This window comes from Nonomuraea sp. NPDC003707 (assembly GCF_053587055.1).
Genome location: NZ_JBSFNK010000002.1, coordinates 648,050 through 671,144, shown reverse-complemented (window position 1 = coordinate 671,144; position 23,095 = coordinate 648,050). Strand labels below are relative to the sequence as shown.

Annotated in this window: 22 protein-coding genes; 11 read left to right on the top strand and 11 right to left on the bottom strand. The window is 71.0% G+C overall.

The window, feature by feature from the left end; all coding sequences use genetic code 11:
* Positions 1 to 29 precede the first annotated feature (29 nt).
* From ACWDRB_RS07120 to ACWDRB_RS07110, 3 genes are read right to left on the bottom strand one after another with little or no spacing between them, the layout of a single operon-like run.
* Positions 30 to 1,067 (bottom strand): ABC transporter permease, encoded by a 1,038-nt coding sequence (locus tag ACWDRB_RS07120; protein ID WP_449892191.1) that lies wholly within the window; start codon positions 1,065 to 1,067, stop codon positions 30 to 32.
* Positions 1,054 to 2,040 (bottom strand): ATP-binding cassette domain-containing protein, encoded by a 987-nt coding sequence (locus tag ACWDRB_RS07115; RefSeq protein ID WP_449892190.1) that lies wholly within the window; start codon positions 2,038 to 2,040, stop codon positions 1,054 to 1,056. The genes ACWDRB_RS07120 and ACWDRB_RS07115 overlap by 14 nt, the downstream gene beginning before the upstream one ends.
* On the bottom strand, positions 2,037 to 3,197 hold the full coding sequence (locus ACWDRB_RS07110; RefSeq protein ID WP_449892189.1) for a LolA family protein: 1,161 nt from the start codon (positions 3,195 to 3,197) through the stop codon (positions 2,037 to 2,039). Before ACWDRB_RS07110 ends, ACWDRB_RS07115 begins: the two co-directional genes overlap by 4 nt.
* A 127-nt stretch (positions 3,198 to 3,324) precedes the next feature.
* Here ACWDRB_RS07110 and ACWDRB_RS07105 point away from each other — a divergent pair, with 127 nt between their 5' ends.
* Both ACWDRB_RS07105 and ACWDRB_RS07100 read left to right on the top strand, forming a co-directional pair.
* On the top strand, positions 3,325 to 3,999 hold the full coding sequence (locus ACWDRB_RS07105) for a response regulator transcription factor (protein ID WP_350740775.1): 675 nt from the start codon (positions 3,325 to 3,327) through the stop codon (positions 3,997 to 3,999).
* Positions 3,992 to 5,338, top strand: a complete 1,347-nt coding sequence (locus ACWDRB_RS07100) for a sensor histidine kinase (protein WP_350740773.1) — start codon at positions 3,992 to 3,994, stop codon at positions 5,336 to 5,338. Before ACWDRB_RS07105 ends, ACWDRB_RS07100 begins: the two co-directional genes overlap by 8 nt.
* 33 nt (positions 5,339 to 5,371) lie before the next feature.
* Here ACWDRB_RS07100 and ACWDRB_RS07095 read toward each other — a convergent pair whose 3' ends face one another.
* Positions 5,372 to 6,241, bottom strand: coding sequence for a LysR family transcriptional regulator (locus ACWDRB_RS07095; RefSeq protein ID WP_350740771.1), 870 nt, complete (start codon positions 6,239 to 6,241; stop codon positions 5,372 to 5,374).
* Positions 6,242 to 6,842: 601 nt separating this feature from the next.
* Here ACWDRB_RS07095 and ACWDRB_RS07090 point away from each other — a divergent pair.
* Positions 6,843 to 7,859 (top strand): neutral zinc metallopeptidase, encoded by a 1,017-nt coding sequence (locus tag ACWDRB_RS07090; protein WP_449892188.1) that lies wholly within the window; start codon positions 6,843 to 6,845, stop codon positions 7,857 to 7,859.
* Between the two features lie 312 nt (positions 7,860 to 8,171).
* The gene (locus ACWDRB_RS07085; protein WP_449892187.1) at positions 8,172 to 9,581 is read left to right on the top strand and encodes an LCP family protein; all 1,410 of its coding nucleotides are present in this window, start codon (positions 8,172 to 8,174) and stop codon (positions 9,579 to 9,581) included.
* A 41-nt stretch (positions 9,582 to 9,622) separates the two neighbouring features.
* Here ACWDRB_RS07085 and ACWDRB_RS07080 read toward each other — a convergent pair whose 3' ends face one another.
* Entirely contained in the window at positions 9,623 to 11,659 is a 2,037-nt protein-coding gene (locus tag ACWDRB_RS07080; protein WP_355192399.1) for a spermine/spermidine synthase domain-containing protein, read from the bottom strand.
* 183 nt (positions 11,660 to 11,842) lie between these two features.
* On the opposite strand from ACWDRB_RS07080, the gene ACWDRB_RS07075 reads away from it, so the two are divergent.
* On the top strand, positions 11,843 to 13,201 hold the full coding sequence (locus ACWDRB_RS07075) for a S8 family peptidase (protein WP_449892186.1): 1,359 nt from the start codon (positions 11,843 to 11,845) through the stop codon (positions 13,199 to 13,201).
* A gap of 9 nt (positions 13,202 to 13,210) precedes the next feature.
* Here ACWDRB_RS07075 and ACWDRB_RS07070 read toward each other — a convergent pair whose 3' ends face one another.
* Positions 13,211 to 13,936 (bottom strand): ABC transporter permease, encoded by a 726-nt coding sequence (locus ACWDRB_RS07070; protein WP_449892185.1) that lies wholly within the window; start codon positions 13,934 to 13,936, stop codon positions 13,211 to 13,213.
* A complete protein-coding gene (locus ACWDRB_RS07065) occupies positions 13,936 to 14,676 on the bottom strand; it encodes an ABC transporter ATP-binding protein (protein ID WP_449892184.1) in 741 nt (246 codons plus the stop codon). The genes ACWDRB_RS07070 and ACWDRB_RS07065 overlap by 1 nt, the downstream gene beginning before the upstream one ends.
* Positions 14,677 to 14,742: 66 nt before the next feature.
* On the opposite strand from ACWDRB_RS07065, the gene ACWDRB_RS07060 reads away from it, so the two are divergent.
* Positions 14,743 to 15,408: a TetR/AcrR family transcriptional regulator gene (locus ACWDRB_RS07060; protein WP_449892183.1), complete on the top strand. Its 666-nt coding sequence runs from the start codon at positions 14,743 to 14,745 to the stop codon at positions 15,406 to 15,408.
* Here ACWDRB_RS07060 and ACWDRB_RS07055 read toward each other — a convergent pair.
* The gene (locus ACWDRB_RS07055; protein WP_449892182.1) at positions 15,364 to 15,672 is read right to left on the bottom strand and encodes a DUF4190 domain-containing protein; all 309 of its coding nucleotides are present in this window, start codon (positions 15,670 to 15,672) and stop codon (positions 15,364 to 15,366) included. The two genes, ACWDRB_RS07060 and ACWDRB_RS07055, sit on opposite strands and share 45 nt — an antisense overlap.
* Before the next feature lie 119 nt (positions 15,673 to 15,791).
* Between ACWDRB_RS07055 and ACWDRB_RS07050 the strand changes: the two genes are divergently transcribed.
* Positions 15,792 to 16,583: an ion transporter gene (locus tag ACWDRB_RS07050; RefSeq protein ID WP_350740755.1), complete on the top strand. Its 792-nt coding sequence runs from the start codon at positions 15,792 to 15,794 to the stop codon at positions 16,581 to 16,583.
* On the opposite strand, the gene ACWDRB_RS07045 is transcribed toward ACWDRB_RS07050, so the two are convergent.
* Positions 16,566 to 17,795: a low temperature requirement protein A gene (locus ACWDRB_RS07045; RefSeq protein WP_397369916.1), complete on the bottom strand. Its 1,230-nt coding sequence runs from the start codon at positions 17,793 to 17,795 to the stop codon at positions 16,566 to 16,568. The two genes, ACWDRB_RS07050 and ACWDRB_RS07045, sit on opposite strands and share 18 nt — an antisense overlap.
* A gap of 2 nt (positions 17,796 to 17,797) precedes the next feature.
* Positions 17,798 to 18,412 (bottom strand): 30S ribosomal protein S4, encoded by a 615-nt coding sequence (rpsD, locus tag ACWDRB_RS07040; protein ID WP_363965049.1) that lies wholly within the window; start codon positions 18,410 to 18,412, stop codon positions 17,798 to 17,800.
* Positions 18,413 to 18,480: 68 nt separating this feature from the next.
* On the opposite strand from rpsD, the gene ACWDRB_RS07035 reads away from it, so the two are divergent.
* From ACWDRB_RS07035 to ACWDRB_RS07020, 4 genes are all read left to right on the top strand, one after another.
* Positions 18,481 to 19,182 (top strand): DUF2470 domain-containing protein, encoded by a 702-nt coding sequence (locus ACWDRB_RS07035; protein WP_350740752.1) that lies wholly within the window; start codon positions 18,481 to 18,483, stop codon positions 19,180 to 19,182.
* A 71-nt stretch (positions 19,183 to 19,253) separates the two neighbouring features.
* Positions 19,254 to 19,799, top strand: a complete 546-nt coding sequence (locus tag ACWDRB_RS07030; protein ID WP_449892181.1) for a hypothetical protein — start codon at positions 19,254 to 19,256, stop codon at positions 19,797 to 19,799.
* Positions 19,800 to 20,064: 265 nt separating this feature from the next.
* The gene (locus ACWDRB_RS07025; RefSeq protein ID WP_449892180.1) at positions 20,065 to 21,453 is read left to right on the top strand and encodes an MFS transporter; all 1,389 of its coding nucleotides are present in this window, start codon (positions 20,065 to 20,067) and stop codon (positions 21,451 to 21,453) included.
* A gap of 112 nt (positions 21,454 to 21,565) precedes the next feature.
* On the top strand, positions 21,566 to 21,748 hold the full coding sequence (locus ACWDRB_RS07020; RefSeq protein WP_449892313.1) for a hypothetical protein: 183 nt from the start codon (positions 21,566 to 21,568) through the stop codon (positions 21,746 to 21,748).
* Between the two features lie 2 nt (positions 21,749 to 21,750).
* On the opposite strand, the gene ACWDRB_RS07015 is transcribed toward ACWDRB_RS07020, so the two are convergent.
* A complete protein-coding gene (locus ACWDRB_RS07015) occupies positions 21,751 to 22,956 on the bottom strand; it encodes an ROK family transcriptional regulator (protein ID WP_449892179.1) in 1,206 nt (401 codons plus the stop codon).
* Between the last annotated feature and the right edge of the window lie 139 nt (positions 22,957 to 23,095).

Genomic DNA, 23,095 nt, shown 5'->3' with positions numbered 1-23,095 from the left:
GGCCGTCCGCGGTCGGGGCGCTGCCGCTGTCAGGAGGTGATGTCCTTGCCGGAGAAGCGCGCCCAGGCGATCGAGCCGAACAGCACGATGTACGCCCCGAACGCCAGCAGCCCGTCCCGCAGGCTCCCGAAGTCGATCGGGCTGCGCAGCACGGCGTCGAAGTTCGTGAACTTGGACGGCAGCAGATAGGGCGTGATCGAGCCCAGCTCGGGGATCGCCCGGAGCACCTGGCAGACGATGACCAGCACCATGGTGGCCGCGATGGCCCCGATGGACACCTCGGTGAACGTCGACAGCGCCACCGCGACCGCGGCCAGGGCGGCCATCCCGGCGCCGACGTACCCGACGGCGATGAGGATGCGCAGCAGCCCGTCGGCCATCGAGATCGTGCTGCCGGACAGCAGTGTCACGGACCCCGCCGGGAAGAGGATCAGGCCCGTCACCAGCGCCGTCAGGGCCACGACAGCGGTGACCGCGTACGCGAAGACGACCGCGTTGAGGTATTTGACCAGCAGCAGCCGGGTGCGTCCCGCCGGGGCGGCCAGCAGGTAGCGCAGGGTCCCCGCGCCGGCCTCGCCCGCGATCGAGTCGCCGGCCACGACGCTGACGGCGACCGGCATCAGCAGCAGCACCAGGAACGAGAACGACACGAACGTCAGCATCAGGCTGTTGCCCACGACGTCCTGGACGAGCCCGCCCATCCCCTCCTCGGAGGCCACGAGCCGCAGCGCCACGCCGATGACGATCGGCACGACGCCGAGCACGGCCAGCATCATCAGGTTGCGCGGCCTGCGGAACGTCAGGCCCAGCTCGGAGCCGAGCAGCCGCCAGAACGCCCACGCCCTCCCCGCCGCGGGGGCGGGAGCGGAAGCGGACGGCTCCGGCGGGCGGCGTTCGGTGGTGCGCATGGACTCCGCGACGGGCACCAGCCCGGGCGTGCGGCGCTCCTCCTGGGTCTCTGCCCCCGTGGTCCCGACGGCGGACCCCAGGGTCCCCGCCGTCTCAGCCGTCGCCGTCTCAGCCGTCTCAGCGGTCGCCGTCTCAGCGGTCGACTCAGCCGTCGACATCGAAGCCCTCCCCTGTCAGTCCCACGAACACGTCCTCCAGGCTCGGCCGCACCACGGCCAGCCCGCGAACGGCCACGCCCTCCCCCACCAGCGCGGCGTTGACGCGCTCCGGCGCGTGGCCGCCGAGCTCCGCTGTGACCTCCCCGCCCGAGGTCAGCACGTCGGCGAGGCCGAGCGTGCCGAGCACCCGCGCGGCGTCCGCCACGTCCGGCGTCTCCACCCGGACGCGCGTCACGAGCCCGCCGTTCAGCGAGGCGATCGTGCCCTGCGCCACGAGCTTGCCGGTACGCATGATCGCGGCGTGCGTGCACATCTGCTCCACCTCCGCCAGCAGGTGGGAGGAGACGAAGACCGTGGTGCCGTCGGCGGCGATCTCCTTGACCAGCGCGCGAACCTCGCGCGTGCCCTGCGGGTCGAGCCCGTTGGTGGGCTCGTCCAGGATGAGCAGCTCGCGCGGCCCCAGCAGGGCGGCGGCGATGGCCAGGCGCTGGCGCATGCCGAGCGAGTAGTTGCGGAAGCGCTTGGCGGCCGCGGCCGACAGGCCCACGCGGTCGAGCGCCTCGGCGATGCGCCGCTTCGCGCTCGCGCGGGGCGCGGTCGGGTCGGCGGAGTCGAAGCGCATCAGATTGGCCGCGCCCGACAGGTACGGGTAGAAGGCCGGTCCCTCGACCAGCGCCCCCACCTTGGGCAGGGCCTGGGCCTGGGGCAGGCCGAGCACGGAGTATCCACCCGACGTCGGCGCGACCAGGCCGAGCAGCATGCGGATGGTGGTGGTCTTGCCCGAGCCGTTCGGCCCCAGGAAGCCGAACACCGAGCCGCGCGGCACGGCCAGGTCCAGCGTGTCCACGGCGACCTGGCCGCCGCGGAAGCGCTTGGTCAGGCCCTCCGTGACGATCGCGAACTCCCCCGTGTTCACCCCCGGGGGCAGGGCCGCCCCGGAGGGCGCCCCTGCTTCCTGCGTGACGGTGGTCACTTGGTGCCCGCCGCCTTGGTGATCTCCTCCGGGGTGACCGCGCCGACCAGGAGACGGCCGTCGTCGGTCAGCAGGGCGGTGACGAGCTTGGTCTTGATCAGCTTGCCGGAGCCCCACGTGCCGCTCACCGGGGTGGCGGACTTCAGCACGCTGTCGATCAGCGCGCTCGGGTCGGCACTCGCGCCGGGGCCGCGACCCTCACGACCGTCCGACGGCGTCGCGGTCTTCAGATCCGACAGCGAGAACGGCACGACCGCCACGGTCGTCCAGCCCTGCCCCACGACCTTCGCCCGCTCCGCGACGTCCTTGGCGTGCTCGGCGCGATCCGCCGCCACGTCCTGGTCCATGCCGGTCCCGAGGGTCTTCTCCTCCACCTTGGCGCCCGCGGGCGGGGTGAAGGAGAAGTTCTCGGCCGCCGGCGGCGTGAACGTCACCTGCGTGAACCCGACCTGGAACGCCGGCTCGGCCGACCCCTTGGCGAACACCTGCACCTGCAGCGGGACGTACGTCTCGCCGTCGAGCGCGATGCGGATCTCCTGGACCAGCGAGCCCGCGTCCTTGGGCGCCAGCACGAGCTGGTAGACCGGCCGGCCCGCCACCTCGGCGGTGTTGATCACGCGAACCGCCGTGTGCTGGTCGGCGTTGGCCAGCAGCCGCTCGGCCACCTGCTGCGGCGTCACGTCGGTCGGCCGCGGCGTGGGCAGGCCCTGCTTGTGCTGCCCGGCCTCCCCCTTGATGGTCAGCTTGGTGGCCGTGTTGGTGGCGCTCTCCCAGTACCAGCCCGTGTCGCCGTTGACGATCAGGTTGGTCTCGTTCAGCTGGGTCGGCAGGGCCACCCGCATCTTGCCCTCGCCGCCGTACCAGACCTTCACCTCGTGCGAGCCGGACAACAGGCTCAGCGGCGACGCCTCGCCGGTCTGCGGCAGCGCCGGCAGGCCGAGCGAGGCCGTCTGCTGCACCGTGCCGGACATCGGCGCGATGCCGCCTTCCTTGCCGGTCGCCGCCGCGGCGTCGGCCAGCAACTGCTGTGCCGACCGCTCCGGCAGCACGGGGGCGCCGCTCACCGCGGCTATGACGGGGCCGGCGCCGATCGCGGCTCCGATCACGGCCGCTGCCGCGATCGGCACTCCCCACCTCACGAACGTGCCTCTGCGCATCTCACTCCTTAACGGTATGTCGATGTTCAGAGCCTGCGTGATGCATCCTTAGGCGGACCTGAGACTGTCTGAGACGGCTCTCAGCCTTCTCAGCGTTGTCTCAGGGCGGGAACAGGAGAATTGCCACATGAGAGTACTTGTCGTCGAGGACGAGCGGCGGATGGCCGCCGCGCTCCAGCGGGGGCTCCAGGCTGAGGGGTTCGCCGTGGACCTCGCCCACGACGGCGAGGAGGGCCTGCACGCGGCCAGGCAGGGTGACTACGACATCGTGGTGCTCGACATCATGCTGCCCCGGCTCTCGGGCTACAACGTGTGCAAGCAGCTGCGCGCGGAGGAGAACTGGGTGCCGATCCTCATGCTGTCGGCCAAGGACGGCGAATACGACATGGCCGACGGGCTCGACCTGGGCGCCGACGACTACCTGACCAAGCCGTTCTCGTACGTGGTGCTGGTGGCCAGGCTCCGGGCGCTGCTGCGGCGCGACGCGGGGCGGCGGCCGTCGGTGCTGGTGGCCGGCGACCTGTCGCTCGACCCGGCCCGGCGCAGGGTCGAGCGGGACGGGAGCTCGATCGAGCTGACGCCGAGGGAGTTCGCGCTGCTGGAGTACCTGATCCGGCGGCGGGACGAGGTCGTGTCGAAGGCGGAGATCCTGGAGCACGTCTGGGACACCTTCGACACCGACCCGAACGTGGTCGAGGTGTACGTCGGCTACCTGCGGCGCAAGATCGACGCCCCGTTCGGCAGGAACGCGCTCCAGACCGTGCGCGGCGCGGGCTACCGGCTGGCGGGCGACGGTGGCTGACTCCCCGCTCGTCTGGTGGCGGCGGCAGGGGCTGCGGTTCAGGCTCACGGTGGCGGCCGCCGCGGTGCTCGCGCTGGCGCTGGCCGTGTCGGCGTCGGTGCTGGTCAGCGTGCTCGAACGGGCGCTGATGGACACGGTGGACGAGTCCACCAGGCAGACGGCGCAGGCCGTGCGCGTGGCAGCCGACGCCGGGACGCTGACCAGCCCGATCACCACGCACGACGGCACGATCGTGCAGGTCATCGACGCCGGCGGGCGCATCACGCACGTGACGTACGGCACCGACCGGCTGGTCCCGCTGCTGGACGCCAAGGCCCGGGACAAGGTGCTCAAGCGGGGGCAGGCCACGCTCCTGGACGGGCGGCCGTACGCGGTCCCCGGGTTCCTGCGGGTGATCGTGCTCAGCGCGGACCGCGGGCAGACCGTCATCGCGGCCCGGCCCATCAGCGAGATCCAGACCAGCCTGGTCACGGCCGGACGGGTGCTGCTGGTGGGCACGCCCGCGCTGATCGTGCTGCTCGCGGTGGCGAGCTGGCTCATGATCGGCCGTACGCTGCGCCCGATCGCGGCCCTGCGCAGGGGCGCGGCGGACATCACGCACACGGCCAGGTCGCGCCGGCTGCCGGTGCCGCAGTCGCGTGACGAGGTCTACTCGCTGGCCACCACGCTCAACGGCATGCTGGCCAGGCTGGAGGAGGCCGAGCAGCGCCAGCGGGCGCTGGTCTCCGACGCGGCGCACGAGCTGCGCAGCCCGCTGGCCAGCATCAGGCTGCAGCTCGAGGTCGCGCTGGGACATCCGGAGGGCCAGGACTGGCGGGAGACCGCCGAGGGCGTCCTGGAGGACACGATGCGGCTGTCCAGGCTGGCCGAGGACCTGCTGGCGCTGGCCAGGCTGGACGAGCGCGGCGGCGTGCCCGCCAGGCGGGAACCCGTCGAGCTGGACGAGGTGGTCCGCCAGACCGTCGACAGGTACGCCGAGGCGCGCCTGACGGTGTGCGACCCGGTCGTGGTGCGCGGAGACGCCCTCGACCTGAGCCGGGTGCTGACGAACCTGATGGACAACGCGGTACGCCACACCTCTTCCAAGGTCGAGGTGGCCTTGACCGCGGACGGAGTGCTGACGGTGACCGACGACGGGCCCGGCATCCCTGAGCAGGATCGCGAGCGCGTCTTCAACCGGTTCACCAGGCTGGACTCCGGGCGCAGCCGTGATGAGGGCGGCGCCGGGCTGGGGCTGGCGATCGTACGCGAGACCGTGCGTGCGCACGGCGGCACGGTCGTCCTGGAGGACGCCGCGCCTGGACTGCGGGCCGTGGTGCGGTTGCCGGTCTCCCGGTAGGGGGTGTGCCGGTCTGGATCGTTCCTAATCGGGTCAGGCCGCTGTCCCCTTTTCCGCCGTGGACAGGAAGTCCTGGGCGATCAGCGGCAGGCGGCGGCGGGCGTGCACGACGGCGATGACGCGCCGCACGGCGGGTTCGAGCGAGCGCACGATCAGGCCCGCGCGACTGGCCTGTTCCGCCAGGCCGCGGTACCAGAGCAACGACGCCTGGCCCGCGCGTACCGCGTTGAGCCAGCCGTTGCGCTCGTCGGTTTCGAGCACGACCACGGGGCTCACCGAGTACTTGCCGAACATCGCGTCCAGCTCCCTGCGCCGCACGCTGCCGCGGGCCGGCAGCGCCAGGCGCATGCCGTGCAGCTTGCCCATCGGCACCGGGTTGGGCAGGTCGAGCCCGGGCGGGGAGATCAGCACGATCTCCTGGCGCTCGAGCGGATGGGTGATCAGGTCCGTGGGGACCGGGAGATCGGTGAGCCCGAGGTCGGCCCGCTGATCTCTGATGGCGCTGACGACGCCGTCTCTGCCGTCGCAGCGAACGATGTGCACGCGTACTCCCGGATGCTCGGCCGCATAAGCCGGGAGCAGCCGCCCGGCCAGGCCGGGTTCGAGGCTGGGCGTGGACGCGATGCGGAGCTCCGCTTCCGTGACGCCGCTGTGGTTGGCCAGGCCCTCGATCTCGTGAACGGCATCGAGTGCCTCCCTCGCCAGCTTGACCACGCGACGGCCCTGCGCGGTGACGACCACGCCACGGCCTGAACGAGCGAAGAGCGTCATACCGAGCTCCCGCTCCAGATCGCGGATCGCGCGGGACAGCGCAGGCTGCGCGATGTAAAGCGATCTTGCCGCGTCGGTCATGGTGCGGTGCTCCGCAGTCGCGACCACATAGCGGAGCTGCTGGAGATTCATGCCAAAGAAGCTAGGGCAACGCCCGCCGCGCGGACCGGGAGATAACCGAGATCACCTCGAATGATTTCGGACCGTAACCGATCACTGCTACATCCGTGACGGGTGAGAAATGAGTATGCTTTTGCCCCAAATTTGGCAAGGGTCCGGCAAGTCGCGGCGCAAAGCCATCGATTCCAGACAACCGGGCGAACGGGGAGACACGGTGACAGGGAACGGGCATTATCCACCCCCGCCACAGGGGCCAGGGCAGCCACAGAGGCCTCCCTCATTGCCGTGGCCGCCGCCGAACTACGGCCAGCCGCAGCCGCCGAGCCGGCAACCGTACCCGACGCCTCCGCCGCCTCCCCCGCCGCCTCCCCCGCCCCCGGGACCGCCCCCGGGACCGCCTCCGCAGGGGAACCCGTACCAGCAGGCGCCGCCCCACCCTCAGGGGCCCGCTTACCCGCAGCAGGCCTATCCCCAGGGCGGCCCGCAGTACCCGCCACCGCCGCCACCCTACGGGCAGCAACAGCAATACCGGCAACCGCCGCCTCCGCCGCCACCCCCGCCGCCCCCTTTGCCGCCGGCGCAGTGGGGGCCGCCGCAGCGCAGGAAGTCCGGCATGGGCGTCTTCGGCGTGATCGGCGGCGTGCTCGGGGGGATCGCCGCGCTGTTCGTGCTGATCGTCATCGCGTCGGCGCTGTTCAAGAGCGCGTCGAGGTCGGAGACGACGACACCGGTCGCGATCCCGACGTACGAGCCTTCGGAGCGCGCCACCAGCGACCCGTGGCGGACCCGCACGCGGCAGCCGACCCCGACGGAGTCCGACTCGCCGACGCAGCAGCCCACCCAGGAGGAGACCCAGGAGCCGGAGACGACCCCGACGCAGCCTCCCAGGGTGACGCTGAACACGAGCCTGAAGAGCAACACCATGTACCGGGCGGGCTCGCTGCCCAGGCTGAGCTGCTCCGGTGGGAGCGCCAACATCTTCAACCACAGTCAGCTCAAGGCGCTGATCCTGAAGACCGGCAAGTGCATGGACCAGGCATGGGGGCCGATCCTGGAGAAGCAGGGCATCCAGTTCAGCGCGCCCAACTACGCCATCGCCGCCAAGCGGGGCCGGGGCGCGTGCGGCGACTATCCGTCGGCCGGGAGCATGGTGCCGTACTACTGCCCGCGCAACAACACGATCTACGCCTCCACCTCGGCCATGTCCCGGGGCAACGGCAACGCCCGCGGGTACGGCCAGATCATCCAGTGGCACGGCGGCATCATCAGCATGATGGCCCACGAGTACGGCCACCACATCCAGAACATCACCGGCCTGATGGACTCCTGGTGGCGCGCCACCCTCGACTCCTCCGGCCAGAGCGGCAAGCTGGCGCTCAGCAGGCGGCTCGAGCTGCAGGCGACCTGCTTCGGCGCCATGTGGATGCGGTCGGTGGCGGCGACGTACCCGGTGAGCACGTCCCTGCGCAGCCGCCTGTTCTCGTTCTACGCCCAGGTGGGCGACTATCCGGGGTGGCCGCGCGACCACGGCACGCCCGCCAACAACAACCGGTGGTTCCGGCAGGGCTGGGAGCGGGACAAGACGTACCAGTGCAACACCTGGATGGCGCCGTCCTCGACCGTCTCCTGAAAAAAGTTACGACCTACCCAAAACCCCATAAACGCGGCCCATCGTGCACGTAGTGTTCATCTCAGCTTGGGCACATGTCTCTGATGTCCAGATATGGGGACTAGAATCCTGGCAATCTTGTGCCCAACGGGGGGCAACGACAGTTTTGCCTGGTAGGCGTGTAAGGAGCCGGGTGTGAGCAATCGCGATGGGGCAGAAAACGTGCCAGGGGGCAACAAGAAACGGCGGCCCGTTCGCCGTCCGCGCCCTGGCTCCTCCTCCCCTCGCTTCGCCAGGCCCCTGACGACCGGATCCGTACTCGGGTGGACCGCTTTGTCCGCCATCGCGCCCGGCGCCGCACATCTGCGCGCCGGGCGCCGCCGTACCGGGCTGATCCTCCTCAGCGTGTACGCGGTGATGCTCCTGGCGGCCCTGGCTTACGGGCTGACCCGGAACCTGCAGAACCTCACCGCGTTCGTCGGCGACGGGATGATGATCACCGTGGTTGTGGTGGCCTCGGTCCTCGCGCTGCTGTGGTTCGCCGTGCTGGTGACCTCGTACGTCGCGCTCGGGCCCAACCGCCTCAACCAGCAGGGCCAGGTGCTGACCGGCATCGTGGTCGGGGTGCTGTGCGTGGCGGTGATGTCGCCGTTCGCCCTGACCGCCAACTACGTGCTGACCGCGCGGGACGCGATCAAGCAGATCTTCCCCTCGGTGTCCGACCCCGACGTCCCCGCCCCGGTCAAGGAGGGCGAGGACCCGTGGGGCGGCAAGGACCGCGTGAACTTCCTGCTGATCGGCGGCGACGCGGCCGGCAACCGCACCGGCGTGCGCACCGACAGCATGAACGTGGCCAGCATCGACCTCAAGACGGGCAACACCGTCCTGTTCAGCCTGCCGCGCAACCTGCAGCACGTGCGCTTCCCGCCGAACTCGCCGCTGCACAAGCAGTTCCCGAACGGCTACATGGCCGAACTCTCCAACGGCGGCCTGCTCAACGAGGTCTGGCAGTACGCCAACGAGAACCCGCAGCTCATGGGCGGCAAGAACAAGGGCCCCCGGGCGCTGATGGACGCCATCGGCTACACGCTGGGCCTCAAGATCGACTACTACATGCTGATGAACATGTTCGGCTTCGCGGACCTCGTGGACGCCATCGGCGGCCTCAAGATCCGGGTCGAGCAGGACGTCAAGTGGGGCGGCCACTTCGGCACGGCGGGCACCATCAAGGCGGGCTACCGGAAGCTGTCGGGCGAGCAGGCCCTCTGGTACGGCCGCTCCCGGGTCAACAGCGACGACTTCTCCCGCATGGCCCGCCAGCGCTGCGTCATCGGCGCCTTTGCCCAGCAGGCCACACCCACCGTGATCCTCGCCAACTTCACCAAGATCGCCGGCGCGGCCAAGCGGCTGGCCCAGACCAACATCCCGGAGCACCTGCTGCAGCCGCTGGTGCAGCTGGCGGTCAAGGTCAAGGACGCCCGGATCACGAGCATGCAGTTCGTTCCGCCGGAGTTCTGGCCGGGCTCGCCCGACTGGGCGAAGATCCGCGTGGCCTCCAGGAAGGCGATCGCCGACTCCAACCGGCCCGCCCGCCAGGCCCAGACGGCCAACGTGAGCGCGTCCCCGAGCGTCACGTCCTCGGCCACGCCGACCCGTACGCGCCAGGCGGCGGCGCCCACGCAGACGCCGACCAGGAACACCCAGAAGGGCGCCAAGTCCCTCGACGAGCTCTGCGGCCTGTAACCACGGCACCGGCGGCGGGGAATCCCCCGCCGCCCCGGCCGTCAGGCGGTGACCGACTTCCGGGGCAGCAGCACCATCGCCCCGATGTAGAGCACCGCCGCCACGATCAGCAGCCCCTTGTACCCGATCACCAGCGCCGCGTACTCCAGGCAGCCGCCCACCATGGCCCCCAGCAGGTTCGCGCCGAAGGAAGTGGTCGCGTCGGCCGTCTCGGCGAAGCGCTTGGCGAAGACGACGTTCGCGGCGAAGATCGGCAGGAACGCCACCACCACGGCCGCCACCGCGCGCAGGGGCACCGGCAGGGACAGCAGCCACGAGTTCGGCACCAGCCAGGACAGCAGCAGGCCCGCGAGCAGCACGCCGTACATGACGGGCAGCGGCGGGGTGCGGAAGTGGCGGGTGACCTCGACGGCGGCGAGGACCGCGACCAGGACGCCGGCGAAGACGATCGCGTTGACCACCCACGTGGTGCCGAACAGCAGCGCGAACCCGGTCACGCTCTTCGTCTCCAGCAGCATGAACGCCACGCCGAGCAGGAACAGGTCCGCGTACGGCCGCATCCGCTCGTAGGGTCCGGCGACGACGCGGACGGCGAAGAGGCTGACGATGAGGATCAGGCCGAGCGTGATGATGTAGATCGGCGGGATCGTGGCGTCCTTGAGGTAGAGGAACGGCCGGTCGTCGTTGGCGGGCTGCGGGGTGCCGGGGGCGGCGCCGGGCCACTCCGACGCGCAGCGCTGCGCGTCGGCCGTCACGCCCGCCGTGATGACGGCCTGCTGGCCGGCGGTGCTGACGACGTCGACGCACGGCTTGTGGCCGAAGGCGCTCTGCATGGTGGAGGCGAGGCGGTCGACCAGCCAGCTCTCCCGGTAGTAGTTGTACATCGAGAAGGTGCCGCCCGGCTTGAGGTGGGCGCGGGCGGCCTTCATGGCCTCCTCGGTGAACAGGTAGCTCTCCAGGCGCAGCGAGCTCGCCCCGGAGACGAGGGTGAGCGAGTCGGGCAGGGCGAAGAGGATCAGGTCGTACTTGTCGCCCGTGCGCTCGAGGAAGGCCCGCCCGTCGGTGATGTGGGTGGTGACGCGCGGGTCGTCGTACGGCTTGTCGGGGTGGACCGAGCCGCCCAGCTCGCGCAGCTTGGGGTCGATCTCCACGGCGTCCACCCGGTTGGCACCCTTGGACAGCGCGATGGCCACGTCGGTGCCGCTGCCCGCGCCGACGATGAGCACGTCCTTGGGCGGCTTGCTGGTCCGCTCGTACGGCAGGCCGTACTGGGCCTCCCACTGCAGCCGGGCGGCGGCGGGCACGGCCTGCTGGTGCGGGATGCCGTTCACGGAGATGTCGGTGACGGGCACGCCGAGCTGGGTGAGCTGGCGCGCGGTCACCTTGTAGTACGGCGACCAGATGGCCCCGGCGGTCAGCGTCTCCATCAGCAGCAGCCCCACCACGGCCAGCGAGGGCACGGTCACCAGGCCGAGGTAGAGCGAGCGCGGCCGGGGCATGAGCAGCAGCCCGTAGCAGATGGCCGCGACCAGCCCCCAGAACACCGGCGGCGCGCTCAGGAACGACAGCGCCGTGAACGCGGCGATCCCGCTGAGGCTGCCGATCAGGTCGTAGCGGTAGGCCTCCAGGCGCGGCAGCTCGGGGAAGCAGCGCCCGACGAGCTCGGCGGGGCCCATCAGCACCAGCGCGGCGGCGGCGAAGATCACCGGCAGGATCAGCCACGCAGGCGGGCCGCTGGTGGACAGGCTCGTCCAGTACAGGACGCCCTCGGTGTTCCTGTCGACGGTCACGGGGAACGTCAGGACGACGGCGACCAGGACGGCCAGCACCACGGGCGAGTAGTACGGCTGCCGCCGCGACCGCCCCACGCGCAGGAAGCCGAGCCCGATGCCCAGGAACGAGCCGAGCAGCACGAAGTTGGTGAAATAGCTGAGGTGGACGATGTTGGACCCGGTCCACCGGATCAGCGCCAGCTCGAGGAACAGCATGAAGGCGCTGGCGAGGACGAGCCTCGGCCGCACCGCCAGCCAGTGAGCTTTTTCTCCGTCGTCGACCGGCATCTGCGCCTGGAGCGTCATGATTCGACACCGTAGTGAACAGACCGGGAACACGGAAGCCTGACGCCCCGGAAGAAATGTCATCCGGTTCGCACTAATTAGGGTATTTGCGCAGGTCAAACCCTTGAAAGGCGCTGGACGCCGGGGCGATGAATGGAGGAATCTTGGGGAGTTCATTCCCTCCACGAGATTCGGTGGTGACACATGCGGGTCCTGATCCAGCTCCGCCCCTCCCCCGATCTGGTCGCGGCCGTCGCCGACCCGGATCAGAGCGCCACCACGGCCGACGTGGCCGACGGGCTGCCCGGGGTCGAGCTCGACACCGCGTACGTTCCCGTGGCGGTCGCGCGGCCCGTCCCGATCGCCGGGGGCGACCCCCTCTCGCTCAACCAGCCGCTCGACTTCTCGCTGGCCGCCGAGGACGCCTCCGTGCTGGTGCGCGGCACCATCTCGGACGACGAGCTGGCCTCCAGGGTCACGCTGCTGCCCGCGCTGCGGCCCGACGTGGTCGGCGTCTACGCCGACCCGGTGATCGCGACCACGCGCACGTGCGGGGGCGACCCGCCGGTCGGCACCTGGCACGACGTGGAGCGGCTGCTGAACGTGCCGGGGCTGAGCGCCGAGGGCCTCGACGGCAGCGGCGTGGCGCTGGCCGTGCTCGACACCGGGATCAACGCGGCCCACACCGCCAGGCAGCTCGGCAGGGGCGTCACGCTGGACGCCGAGCGGTCGTGGAGCCCGCAGGGCGTGTCGGGCAAGGCGGGCGAGTTCGAGGTCGATCACGGGACGATGTGCGCGTTCGACACGCTCATCGCCGCTCCCCAGGCGTCGCTGATCGACATCCCGGTCCTGCTGTCCACCCGGCCCGGCGGCTCGGCGCTGGACGGGCTGCTGTCGGACGCGGTGTCGGCGTTCGCGCACCTGCGCAGCGTGCTCGCCGCCCAGCCCGCCGAGACCAGGGCGCTGGTGGTGAGCAACTCGTGGGGCTCCTTCTCCCCCGAGTGGGACTTCCCCCTCGGGCATCCGGGCAACTACTCCGACAACGCCGCCCACCCGTTCAACCTGATGGTGGCCGAGCTCGACCGGGCGGGCGCGGACGTGCTGTTCGCGGCGGGCAACTGCGGCACCCAGTGCCCCGACGGCCGGTGCGTCTACCCCAACCGGCCCATCGTCGGCGCCAACTCCCACCCGAAGGTCCTGTCCGTCGGCGGCGTCGACATCAACGGGGAGCGCGTGGGCTACTCCTCGCAGGGCCCCGGGCGGCTGACCGCCCGCAAGCCCGACTTCTGCGCCTACACCCACTTCTCCGGGTCCAAGGCGTTCGGCGACGACGAGCCCGACTCGGGCACCTCCGCGGCGACGCCGGTGGCCGCCGGGCTCGTCGCCGCCGTCCGCACCCTGTGGCCGTCGACCCGGCTGTCGCCCACCCAGCTGCGGGCGCTGCTGCGGCGCACCGCCGAGGACCGCAGCGAGGTGGGCTTCGACTACGACTACGGCTACGGGAACGTGGACCCGGCGGGGATCATCGCCGCGCTGCGGCGGCGCGCCAGGAACGCGGCCTGAACGGCGCTCTCAGGCGTTCTCCCGGTTGAAGACCCGGGTCCCGACCGTGAGGCTGACCGCGGCGAACACCACGGTCACGGCCACTCCCAGGCCCACGGTGCCCGTCAGGTAGTGTCCCTCGAACAGGTCGCGCAGCGCCTCCAGCGTGTACCTGAACGGGCTGATGTGCGAGATGGCGTCGAGCCAGCCCGGCGCCATCGACATCGGCAGGAACGAGCCGGACAGCAGGACCAGCGGGATCACCGCCGTGGACATCACGGGCGCGAACAGGTGCTCGTTCATCGTCAGCGCGATGGCGTACGACAGCGCGGCCAGGCTGCTCCCGAGCACGATCACCAGCACGAACCCGGCCGCCAGCCCCGGCGCGGGAGCCCGCAGGCCGAAGGCGAAGGCGACCGCCAGGAGCAGCAGCGTCTGGATCGTCAGGGTGAGCGCGTTGTTGAGCACGCGCCCGAGCAGCAGCGCCAGCCGGCTGGCCGGGGTGACGCGCATGCGCTCCAGCACGCCGGAGCGCTTCTCGAACACCACCCCGAACCCGGCGAGCCCCATGCTCATGAGCCCGAGCTGGATGATGAGGCCGGGGACGAGCGTCTCCCACGTGCCGAACGTGGTGAAGATGGGCCCGAACAGCACCAGGAAGAGCAGCGGCTGGATCGCGCCGAAGACCATGCCGACCTTCTGCTGGAGCGTGACGCGCACGCCGTGGCGGAACAGCACCCAGGTGTCACGCAGCATCAGACGCCCGCTTCCTCGCGTAGGGACCTGCCGGTGATGTCCAGGAACACCTCGTCGAGCGTGCGCCCGCCGGTCTTCAGCTCGGCCGGGGCGCCCTCGGCCACGATCCGGCCGTGGTCGATGATCACTATCCGGTCGCAGAGCGCGTCGGCCTCGTCCAGGTAGTGGGTGGTGAGGAAGACCGTCATGCCCCGCTCGCCGCGCAGCGAGCGGATGTGGTCCCACAGGTTGGCCCGGCTCTGCGGGTCGAGGCCCGTCGTGGGCTCGTCGAGGAAGAGCAGGACCGGGTCGTGCAGCAGGGCGAACGCGATGTCGAAGCGGCGGCGCTGCCCGCCGGACAGCGCGGCGCCGGGCTTCGACTCCAGGCCCGTGAGTTCGAGCCGCTCCAGCGCCTCCCGCGTCTTGGCCTCGGCCGTCGCCCGGTTCAGGCCGTACAGCATGCCCTGGAGCACGAGCTCGCCCATCAGCGGCGAGGTCGGCGACGTCCCGCCGGTCTGGGAGACGTAGCCGATGCGCCTGCGCACCTCCTTCGCGTCGCCGAGCAGGTCGTGGCCGGCCACCGTGGCGGTGCCGGACGTGGGGCGCAGCAGCGTGGTCAGCATGCGCATGGTCGTGGTCTTGCCGGCGCCGTTCGGACCGAGGAACCCGACGATCTCGCCGGGCCCGACCGATAGGTCGACGCCTTTGACGGCCTCTGTGCCGCCGTCGAAGGTCTTGCTCAGACCTGAAGTCCTGATCATTTCATCGCCTCCAAAATTAGAGTAACCACAATTTTGGTGTCACTGCAAACTTGGTACGATGGAGACATGCAAGAGGGGCTGCGGGAGCGGAAGAAGCGCGAGACCAGGCAGCGCATCGCGGACATCGCGATGGGGCTGTTCATGGCCAAGGGGTTCGACAACGTGACCGTGGCCGAGGTGGCGCGGGCCGCCGACGTGTCGGTCAACACGGTGTTCAACTACTTCAGCACCAAGGAGGACCTCTTCGCCGACCGGCAGGAGGTGGCCGTCGACCTGGCCCCGCGCGTGCTGCGCGAGCGCGAGCCCGGGGAGAGCGTGGTGCGGGCGTTCCGCCGCGACTTCCTCGACGCGCTCGACACCCGCCACTGGCGTTACGGGCTCAACGCGGGAGTCGACCTGTTCGCCAGGATCGTCGACGAGGCCCCCTCGCTGGGCGCCAAGCTACGCGAGATCGGCGAGGAGCGGGAGCGCGTGCTGGCGCAGGCGCTGGCCGACGAGCTCGAGGCCGACCCCGACGACCTGACGCCGCGGCTGGTGGCCTCCCACCTTCTCAACACGACGCGACTGCTCGGCGACTACTCGATCCGCCGGCTCCTCGCGGGCGAGGAGTGGGAGAGCATCGAGCCCGGCCTGCGGGCTCAGGCGGAGCAGGCCTTCGACCTGCTGGAGTCGGGCATCGGCGACCTGCTAGCCGGAAAGGGCCCCGGTGACCAGCATGAGCCCGAACATTAGGACGACGAAGCCGAGGGTGATCATCATCAGGACCGAGCTGACGATGCCGCAGATGCGCCCGGCCTGCACCATGCCGCGGTTCTCGTAGTAGTAGCCGCTCTCGTCGATCTCGCGCAGCGCCCTGTTGCCCATCGACCAGGCGAAGGGGCCGATGAACGTGCAGACCACCAGGCTCAGGATGCCCAGCACCAGGATGGCGGTGCCCTGGGGGTGGGTCTGGGGTGGCGGCCCGTAGTAGGAGGGACCGTAGTTCGGATAGGACATGCTCGCTCGGCGCCCTCACCATTCGTCGCTCAGGTGCGTTTTTATACCACAGACATCGGCTTGATCATGTTGCGCCATCATGGTGGGGCACATGACCAAGCCCTTAGGAGCCTGCCCCCGTGCGTGAACGCACCGCCGCCTTCCTCGCCCGCGAAAGCTTCCAGCGGTTCATCGTCGGCGTCATCCTGCTCAACGCGGCCACGCTGGGTCTCGAGACCTTCCCCGCGGTGGTCGCGCGCTTCGGCCACCTGCTCACCGTGGTCGACCACATCGCGCTGTACGTCTTCGCCGTCGAGCTGATCGCCAAGATCTACGTCGAGCGCTCCAGGTTCCTCCGCGACCCGTGGAACGTCTTCGACGCCGCGATCGTCCTCATCGCCTTCATGCCCGCCACGGGCGGCCTGTCCGTGCTGCGCTCGCTGCGCATCCTGCGTGCCCTGCGGCTGCTGTCGGTCGTGCCGAGCCTGCGCCGCGTCGTCTCGGCGCTGCTGCGCGCCATGCCGGGGATGAGCTCGATCGTGGTGCTGCTCGGCCTGGTGCTCTACGTGGCCGCCGTCATGGCCACCAAGCTCTACGGGAGCACCTCCCCCGAGCGCTTCGGCAGCCTGCCGACCTCGCTGTTCACCCTCTACCAGACGATGACCGGCGACGACTGGGGCAACATCGCCCGGGAGGTGATGACCCGCCATCCGTCGGCCTGGGTCTTCTTCACCATCTTCATCCTGATCTGCACGTTCGTGATCCTGAACCTCTTCATGGCCGTGGTCGTCAGCGCCATGGACGAGGAGAGCGCCGAGGAACGCGCCGAGGAGCGCGCGGTGCTGGAGGACACCAGCGAGCACACCCAGCGGATCCTCGACGAGCTGGCCGAGCTGCGCAAGGAGGTCGCCGAGCTACGCCGGCTGGACTGAGCCCTCCTGGGCCGTGCCGCCGCGGTGCCGGTAGGCGACCCGCCACAGGGCGACGACCAGCAGCAGCGCGACCACGGCCCAGCCCTCGACGAGCCCGGACACCGCGCCCACCGCCAGGGGCGCGGCCACGGACGGCAGGGCCCATCCCCAGATCCACCGCCGCTCGGCGCCGCTCGCCACGCCGAGCACGGCGGAGGCGGCGAAGTAGACGGCCAGACCGGCGGCCAGCACCCAGCCGATGCCGCCGTGCGGGTGCGCGGCCGGGTCCGCGGCGACCGCGCCGAGCCCGGCCGCGGTCGCGGTGATGCCCGCGGTCATCGCGAAGTGCGCGGGCAGCGCCACATACGCGCGCAGCCCCCGCTCGGCCGCGCCCGGCACCGCGCTCACGCCGTACTGCAGGGTCAGCCACCACAGCGAGACGATCAGCCCGAACCCGGCCACCGCCGCCAGACCGAGCTGCAGGTCCCAGGAATGCCCGGAGGAGGCCATCACGACCTGCATGACGGCCTCGCCGAGCACGATGATCACGAACAGGCCGAGCCGCTCCCCGAGATGAGCGGGGTCGAGCACGGCGGCCTTGACCCGCGCCGCCGGGCGCACCACCGGCCCGTCGCCCCTCCGCCGGTCACGCTGCTCCAGCCGCTGCGCCTGCCGCAGGGCCTGGTGCTGCATCTCCTTGATCAGGCGCTCCGGCCTGCGGCTCTGGAGCACGGAGAAGATCAGGTCGAGTACGGCGCCCAGCCCCCACAGGAAGTAGCGCGCCGGGCCCTGGACGCCGATGGAGGCGAACCACGGGATCAGGCCCGCGCCGAGCTGGGCCGCCGGCCACGCCGTCAGGATCGTGCCGGCGCGCTGCAGGGTCTGCGAGGCGCCGACCCTGCAGGTGATGTAGGCGGCGATGAACCAGCCGTCATGCGTGTCACCGGTCTCCTTCAGCACGTGCGCCACGTCGGGCGCGGCCGCGGCCATCACCGCGATGCCGAACATGCCGATCAGCATGCCGCGGGTGCGGGTGCGATCGGCCTCGGCGTTCGAATAGAGCGTCAGTGTCGTCCACACGCTCCACACGGCGTAGTAGAGCACCGCGAACAACGCGACGTTCTCCCACGTGGGGTGCTCCAGCCGGTGGGCCAGCTGCGCCACCGCCACGACGACCACCAGGTCGAAGAACAGCTCTAACCAACTCGCATGACGCTCTACCGGTTCGCTCACGGCTAACGAGAATAGAACTCCACGACGAGTTGCTCCTCCACGGGGACCACGATCTGTTCGCGTTCGGGGCGGTTCACCAGCGTGAACGTCAAATTGGCGTGATCCACGGAGAGGTAGGCCGCGGTGCGCTCGTCGGCGTACACGCCTTCGGCGGCGGCCACGAACGGCTGCATCCGGCGGGAGCGCTCCCGCACCGTGACCACCTGACCGGGCTTGACCAGGTAGCTGGGGATGTCCACCTTGCGGCCGTCCACGGCGATGTGGCCGTGGTTGACGTACTGCCGTGCCGCGTAGATGGACGGCGCCAGCCCGGCGCGCAGCACGAGCGAGGCCAGGCGGCTCTCCAGCAGCGTGACCAGCTCGGCGCCGGACGCGCCCGACTTGCGGACGGCGAGGTCCCAGTAGCGGCGCAGCTGCCGCTCCGACACGTCGTAGTACCAGCGCAGCTTCTGCTTCTCCATCAGCCGCAGCCCGTAGTCGCCGGTGCTGCGGCGGTTGGTCTTGCGGCCGTGCTCGCCCGGCGGATAGGGGCGCTGCTCGAAGTAGCGGACGGCTTTCCTGGTCAGCGGGACGCCCGCGCGACGCGACAGTCGCACCTTGGGGCCGGTGTAGCGCACGTTCACCTCGATGTGATTAGGTAATCCTTACTTAGGGAAGCCTAACCTATCATTGAAACGGAGGGCCCATGCTGCCGATCCCCGAGCGAGTCCGCACCCTCGCCGCGACCGCGAACGTCGCCAAGCTGTCCGTCGACGGAGCGCCCTCGCCGGCCCGGGGAGGCGTGGACGAGCGCGGCCGGCCCGTGCTCCTGGTGCTGCCCGGCGAGCCGCTGCACCCCCTGCGCGAGGACGCCGTCGTGGCGGTGAACCTGACGGCGATGCGGCAACTGGGTGAGGCCACCCATCCGCGCGGGCTGCTCGAGGTGCAGGGGTGGGCGGAGGCCGTGCCGGAGAGCGAGGCACGGGGCGCGGCGGTCGCGGTGGCCGCCCACAGCGCCGACGAGAGCCTGTTCGACGCGCTCGAGCGGTTCGGGGAGCGCTCCGCGCCCCGGCTGCTGCGGCTGGACGTGGGGCAGGTCGTGTACCTGACCGGGCAGGAGTCGGGGCTGCTGGACGCCGACGACTACCTGGGCGCGGCGCCGGACCCGCTGGCGGAGACGGCCGAGCGGGTGCTCTCGCACGTCAACGCCTCGCACCGGGCGCAGCTCACCGCGGGCGTGTCCCGGCAGCTCGGCGAGGAGGCCGGCGAGGTGTGGCTGTGGGAGCTGGACCGGTTCGGGGCGACCGTACGGGTGGACGAGGCGCTGATCCGCTTCCCGTGGCCGACCCCGGCCCGCTCCGGCCTGTGCCTGGAGACGGCGCTGCGCGGGCTGCTGTGCTCCTGTTGATGATCACAATTAACTCTCCGATTTGTCCGGATCGGCCCTGGCATCGGCGGCACCTCTCTAGCATTTGAGGCGTGACCGGCACGGAGCGATCATCGGAGCCCGACCCGTTCGCCGACGAGGGCGGGCGGCGAGGGCGGATACTGATGATCGCCGGCGCGCTGGTCGGCACGCTCATGCTGGCCTCGGCGGGGATTCTGGTGGGCGGGGCGTCCACCGCCAGGCGACTGGACGCGGTCGACTGGCACCGCACTGGCCCCGGCGCCCGTGACGGCTCCATCCCGGTCGCCACCGAATCCCGCCTCCGCACCGCCCCCACCGCCCTCGGCCCCGCCTCCACCACCCTCGGCTCTTCCGCGTCCCCGGCGCACCCCTCCTCCGCCGTGCATCGCCGCCCCACTCCGAAGCGGGCGCTCTCGGCGCGCCCGACCCCACGGCGAACGAACTCCACGCGGCCGACCCTCGCCTCGATTTCCCGTACGCCCACGCCCGAGCCGGCCACGGCCTCCCCAGCGGTGCAGCCGACCCGCTCGTCCGCCGCGCCGCCTCCCACCGCCACCACGCCGCCCGGCCGCACGCATGTTCCGCCCGGCCAGACGCGCCACCCCAGAAAGCACTGAAACCCCTCTCACGGCCGTGCACGCCGCACGACGGTCTTCAAGCCCGTCCTTTACGGCTGCGCACGGTGGGCCGCACGCGCCGACGTCCGTTTCCGCCTGTCATGGCCGGTCGTGAAGGCTCACGGGTTTCTCGCCGTGACGACGCGCACTCTTGACCGGCTCCGTGGCACCCCCCCCCGCAAGAATCTTGGTCTCGTTGTGGAATGAAGCATTCCGTTCTGCTATTCTGGAACAGAACAAGCCGTTCCGATTCAGGAGGCCGTGGATGACCATCCTCGACACCCGCCCCGCGCAGACGCCCGCCACCCCCGCCCCCTACAAGTGGCGCTGGCCCGCGCTCGCGGTGGTCCTCGCCGGTTCGGTGATGGAGCTGCTCGACGCGACCGTCACCAACGTCGCCGGCCCGACGATGCGGGCCGACCTGGGCGGCGGCGACTCCCTGATCCAGTGGCTCGGCGCGGCCTACACCCTCGCCATGACCGCGGGCCTGCTGACCGGCGGACGGCTCGGGGACATCGTGGGGCGCAAGCGCATGTTCCTCATCGGCGTCGTCGGGTTCACCGTCGGGTCGCTGCTGTGCGCCCTGGCCGCCTCCCCCGAGACGATCATCGCGGCCAGGGTCGTGCAGGGGCTGTTCGGGGCGGCGATGATCCCCCAGGGCATGGGGCTGATGAAGGAGATGTTCCCGCCCAAGGAGCTGGCGGTCGCGATGGGGATGTTCGGGCCGGTCATGGGGCTGTCCGCGGTGGGCGGGCCGATCCTGGCGGGCGCGCTGACCGGCGTCGACTGGCGGCTGATCTTCCTGATCAACCTGCCGATCGGGGCCGCCGCCGCGCTGGCCGCCCTGCGCTTCCTGCCCGCCTCCCGGCCGGTCAAGGGCGTGCGGCTCGATCTGCCGGGCGCCGTGCTGGCCTCCGCGGGCACCGTTCTCATGGTCTTCCCGCTGGTCCAGGGGCGCGAGAGCGGCTGGCCGGCGTGGGCGTTCGCGATGATGGCGGCCTCCGCGGCGGTGTTCGCGGTCTTCGCGGCCTACGAGAAGCGCAGGGCCCGGCGCGGCGGCGACCCGCTGGTGGCGCCCAGCCTGTTCGGCAAGCGGGCGTTCGTCTCGGGCATGGCGACCGGCACGATCTACTTCGCCGCCTTCACCGGGTTCTTCCTCGTGATCGGCCTCTACACCCAGCTCGGCCTGGGCTACTCCCCGCTCAAGGCGGCGCTGACCAGCGTGCCCTCGTCGCTGGGCATGATCGTGGGCATGGGCGTCGCGCAGGCCGCCCGCAGGCACGGCCGCAAGGTGCTGCTGGCCGGCGCGATCGTCATGGGGCTCGGCGTGACCGGTGTGATCGCCGTCGCCTCCCCCGGGGTCTCGCCGTGGCAGCTCGCCCCGGCGCTGGCGGTGGCCGGCCTGGGCAGCGGGCTGATCATGAGCCCGTACTTCAGCATCGTGATGGCCGCCGTCGAGCCCCAGGAGACCGGCTCCGCCTCCGGCGCGCTGACCGCGCTCCAGCAGGTGGGCGGTGCGCTGGGCCTGGCCCTGCTGGGCACCCTCTACTTCGGCACCGGGAGCGTCACGATCACGCTGTGGGTGGCGGCCGGGATGATCGCCGCGACGTTCGCGGTCGGCCTGATGCTCCCGAAGCAGGCCCGCGAGGACTGACGATCCCCCGACGGCGGCCGGCTCACCCGAGCCGGCCGTCTTCGCGTCTACGGGACTGCTCCATGCCGTCCAGCAGGTAGCCGAGGCCCTCGTCGAACGTGGCGTCCCACGCGTGGTCAAGCCCGTGCTCGGCGAGCTCCCTGAGGAACTCTCCAGCAGGGGGCTCGCGGGGTTCGAGGGGACGGTGCCGGCGGTCACGCACGACCGCTGGTTCGCCGCCGACCTCGACCGCCATCTGGTGTTCGGCGCGGACGGGCTCGTACGGGAGAGCGACGTCCCCCGCTGGGACCTCTGACGTTACGGAGCGGCGACGCGCTCGCGGCGCAGGGCCGAGATCGTCATGGTCTCGTCCACGGCGTCCGGCGAGAGCACGTGGTCGAGCACCATCACCGCGCACCCGCTGATGCCCGCGCCCGCCCCCAACCGGCTCGGCTCGATGCGCAGCCGCCGGGTGGCCAGGGCCGTGGAGCGGCGGTAGACGACCTCGCGGATGCTCGACACCAGCGGCCCGAACGCCTCGGCCACGTCGCCGCCCAGCACCACCACCGACGGGTTGAGGATGTTGACCGCCCCGGCCAGCACCTCGCCGATCCGGCGGCCGGCCTCGCGCACCGTGGCCATCGTCTCGGCGTCGCCCGCGCGCACCAGCGCGGTCACGTCGGCGATCGTCTTGACGTCCTTGCCCTGGGCCCGCAGGTCGCGCAGCAGCGCGACGCCGCTGGCCACGGAGTCGACGCAGCCGGTGTTGCCGCAGCGGCACAGCACGTCGCCGCCGTCGAGCACGGGGATGTGGCCGATCTCGCCCGCCGCGCCCAGCGCGCCGCGCAGGATGCCGCCCCCGGCGATCACGCCCGCGCCGATCCGCGTCGAGATCTTCACGAACATCAGGTCGTCCAGGTCGGGGTAGGCGCCGCGGTGCTCGCCGATGGCCAGCACGTTGACGTCGTTGTCCACGAGCACAGGGACGGGGAAGCGCTCGCGGATGATCGGCGGGATCACCACGCCGGTCCACGAGGCCATCACGCGGGCGCTCTCGGCGCGTCCCTGCGCGAACTCGACCGTGGCCGGCACGCCCATCCCGACGCCTCTGAGCATCGAGCGGGGCCGGTCGCCGAGCAGCTCGTCCCAGGAATCCATGATCACCGGGAGGACGACGTCGGGCCCCTGCTCCACATCCATCGCGAACTCGCGCCCGGCCAGCTCCCGCCCGGCCAGGTCGCAGACGGCCACCCGGGTGCGGCTGGCGCCGAGCGCCGCCACCAGCACCACGCCGCCCGTGGCGTTGAACTCCAGCCGGACCGGCGGCCGCCCGCCCGTGGACGGGGCGTCGTCGCGCTCCACGACCAGGCCGCGTTCCAGCAGCTCACCCACGCGCAGCTGCACGGCGGGGCGCGACAGACCGGTCACCCGGCCCAGGTCGGCCCGCGTCGCGGCCTCTCCGGTGCGGATGAGGCGGAGCACCTCACCACTGGTGGCGAGGGTCGCGGCGGTACGTCGAGGCATCGGCTAAGTGAATCACATGGGGTTAGGTCATGAAAAGTCCAGACTTTTTTATCTCAAATACCAAAACTCCGCTTGTGTGGGACCCAAACTCTCGTTAGTGTCCGTTCTGTCCCTGCTTGGTAGATCATCGGAGCCCGCA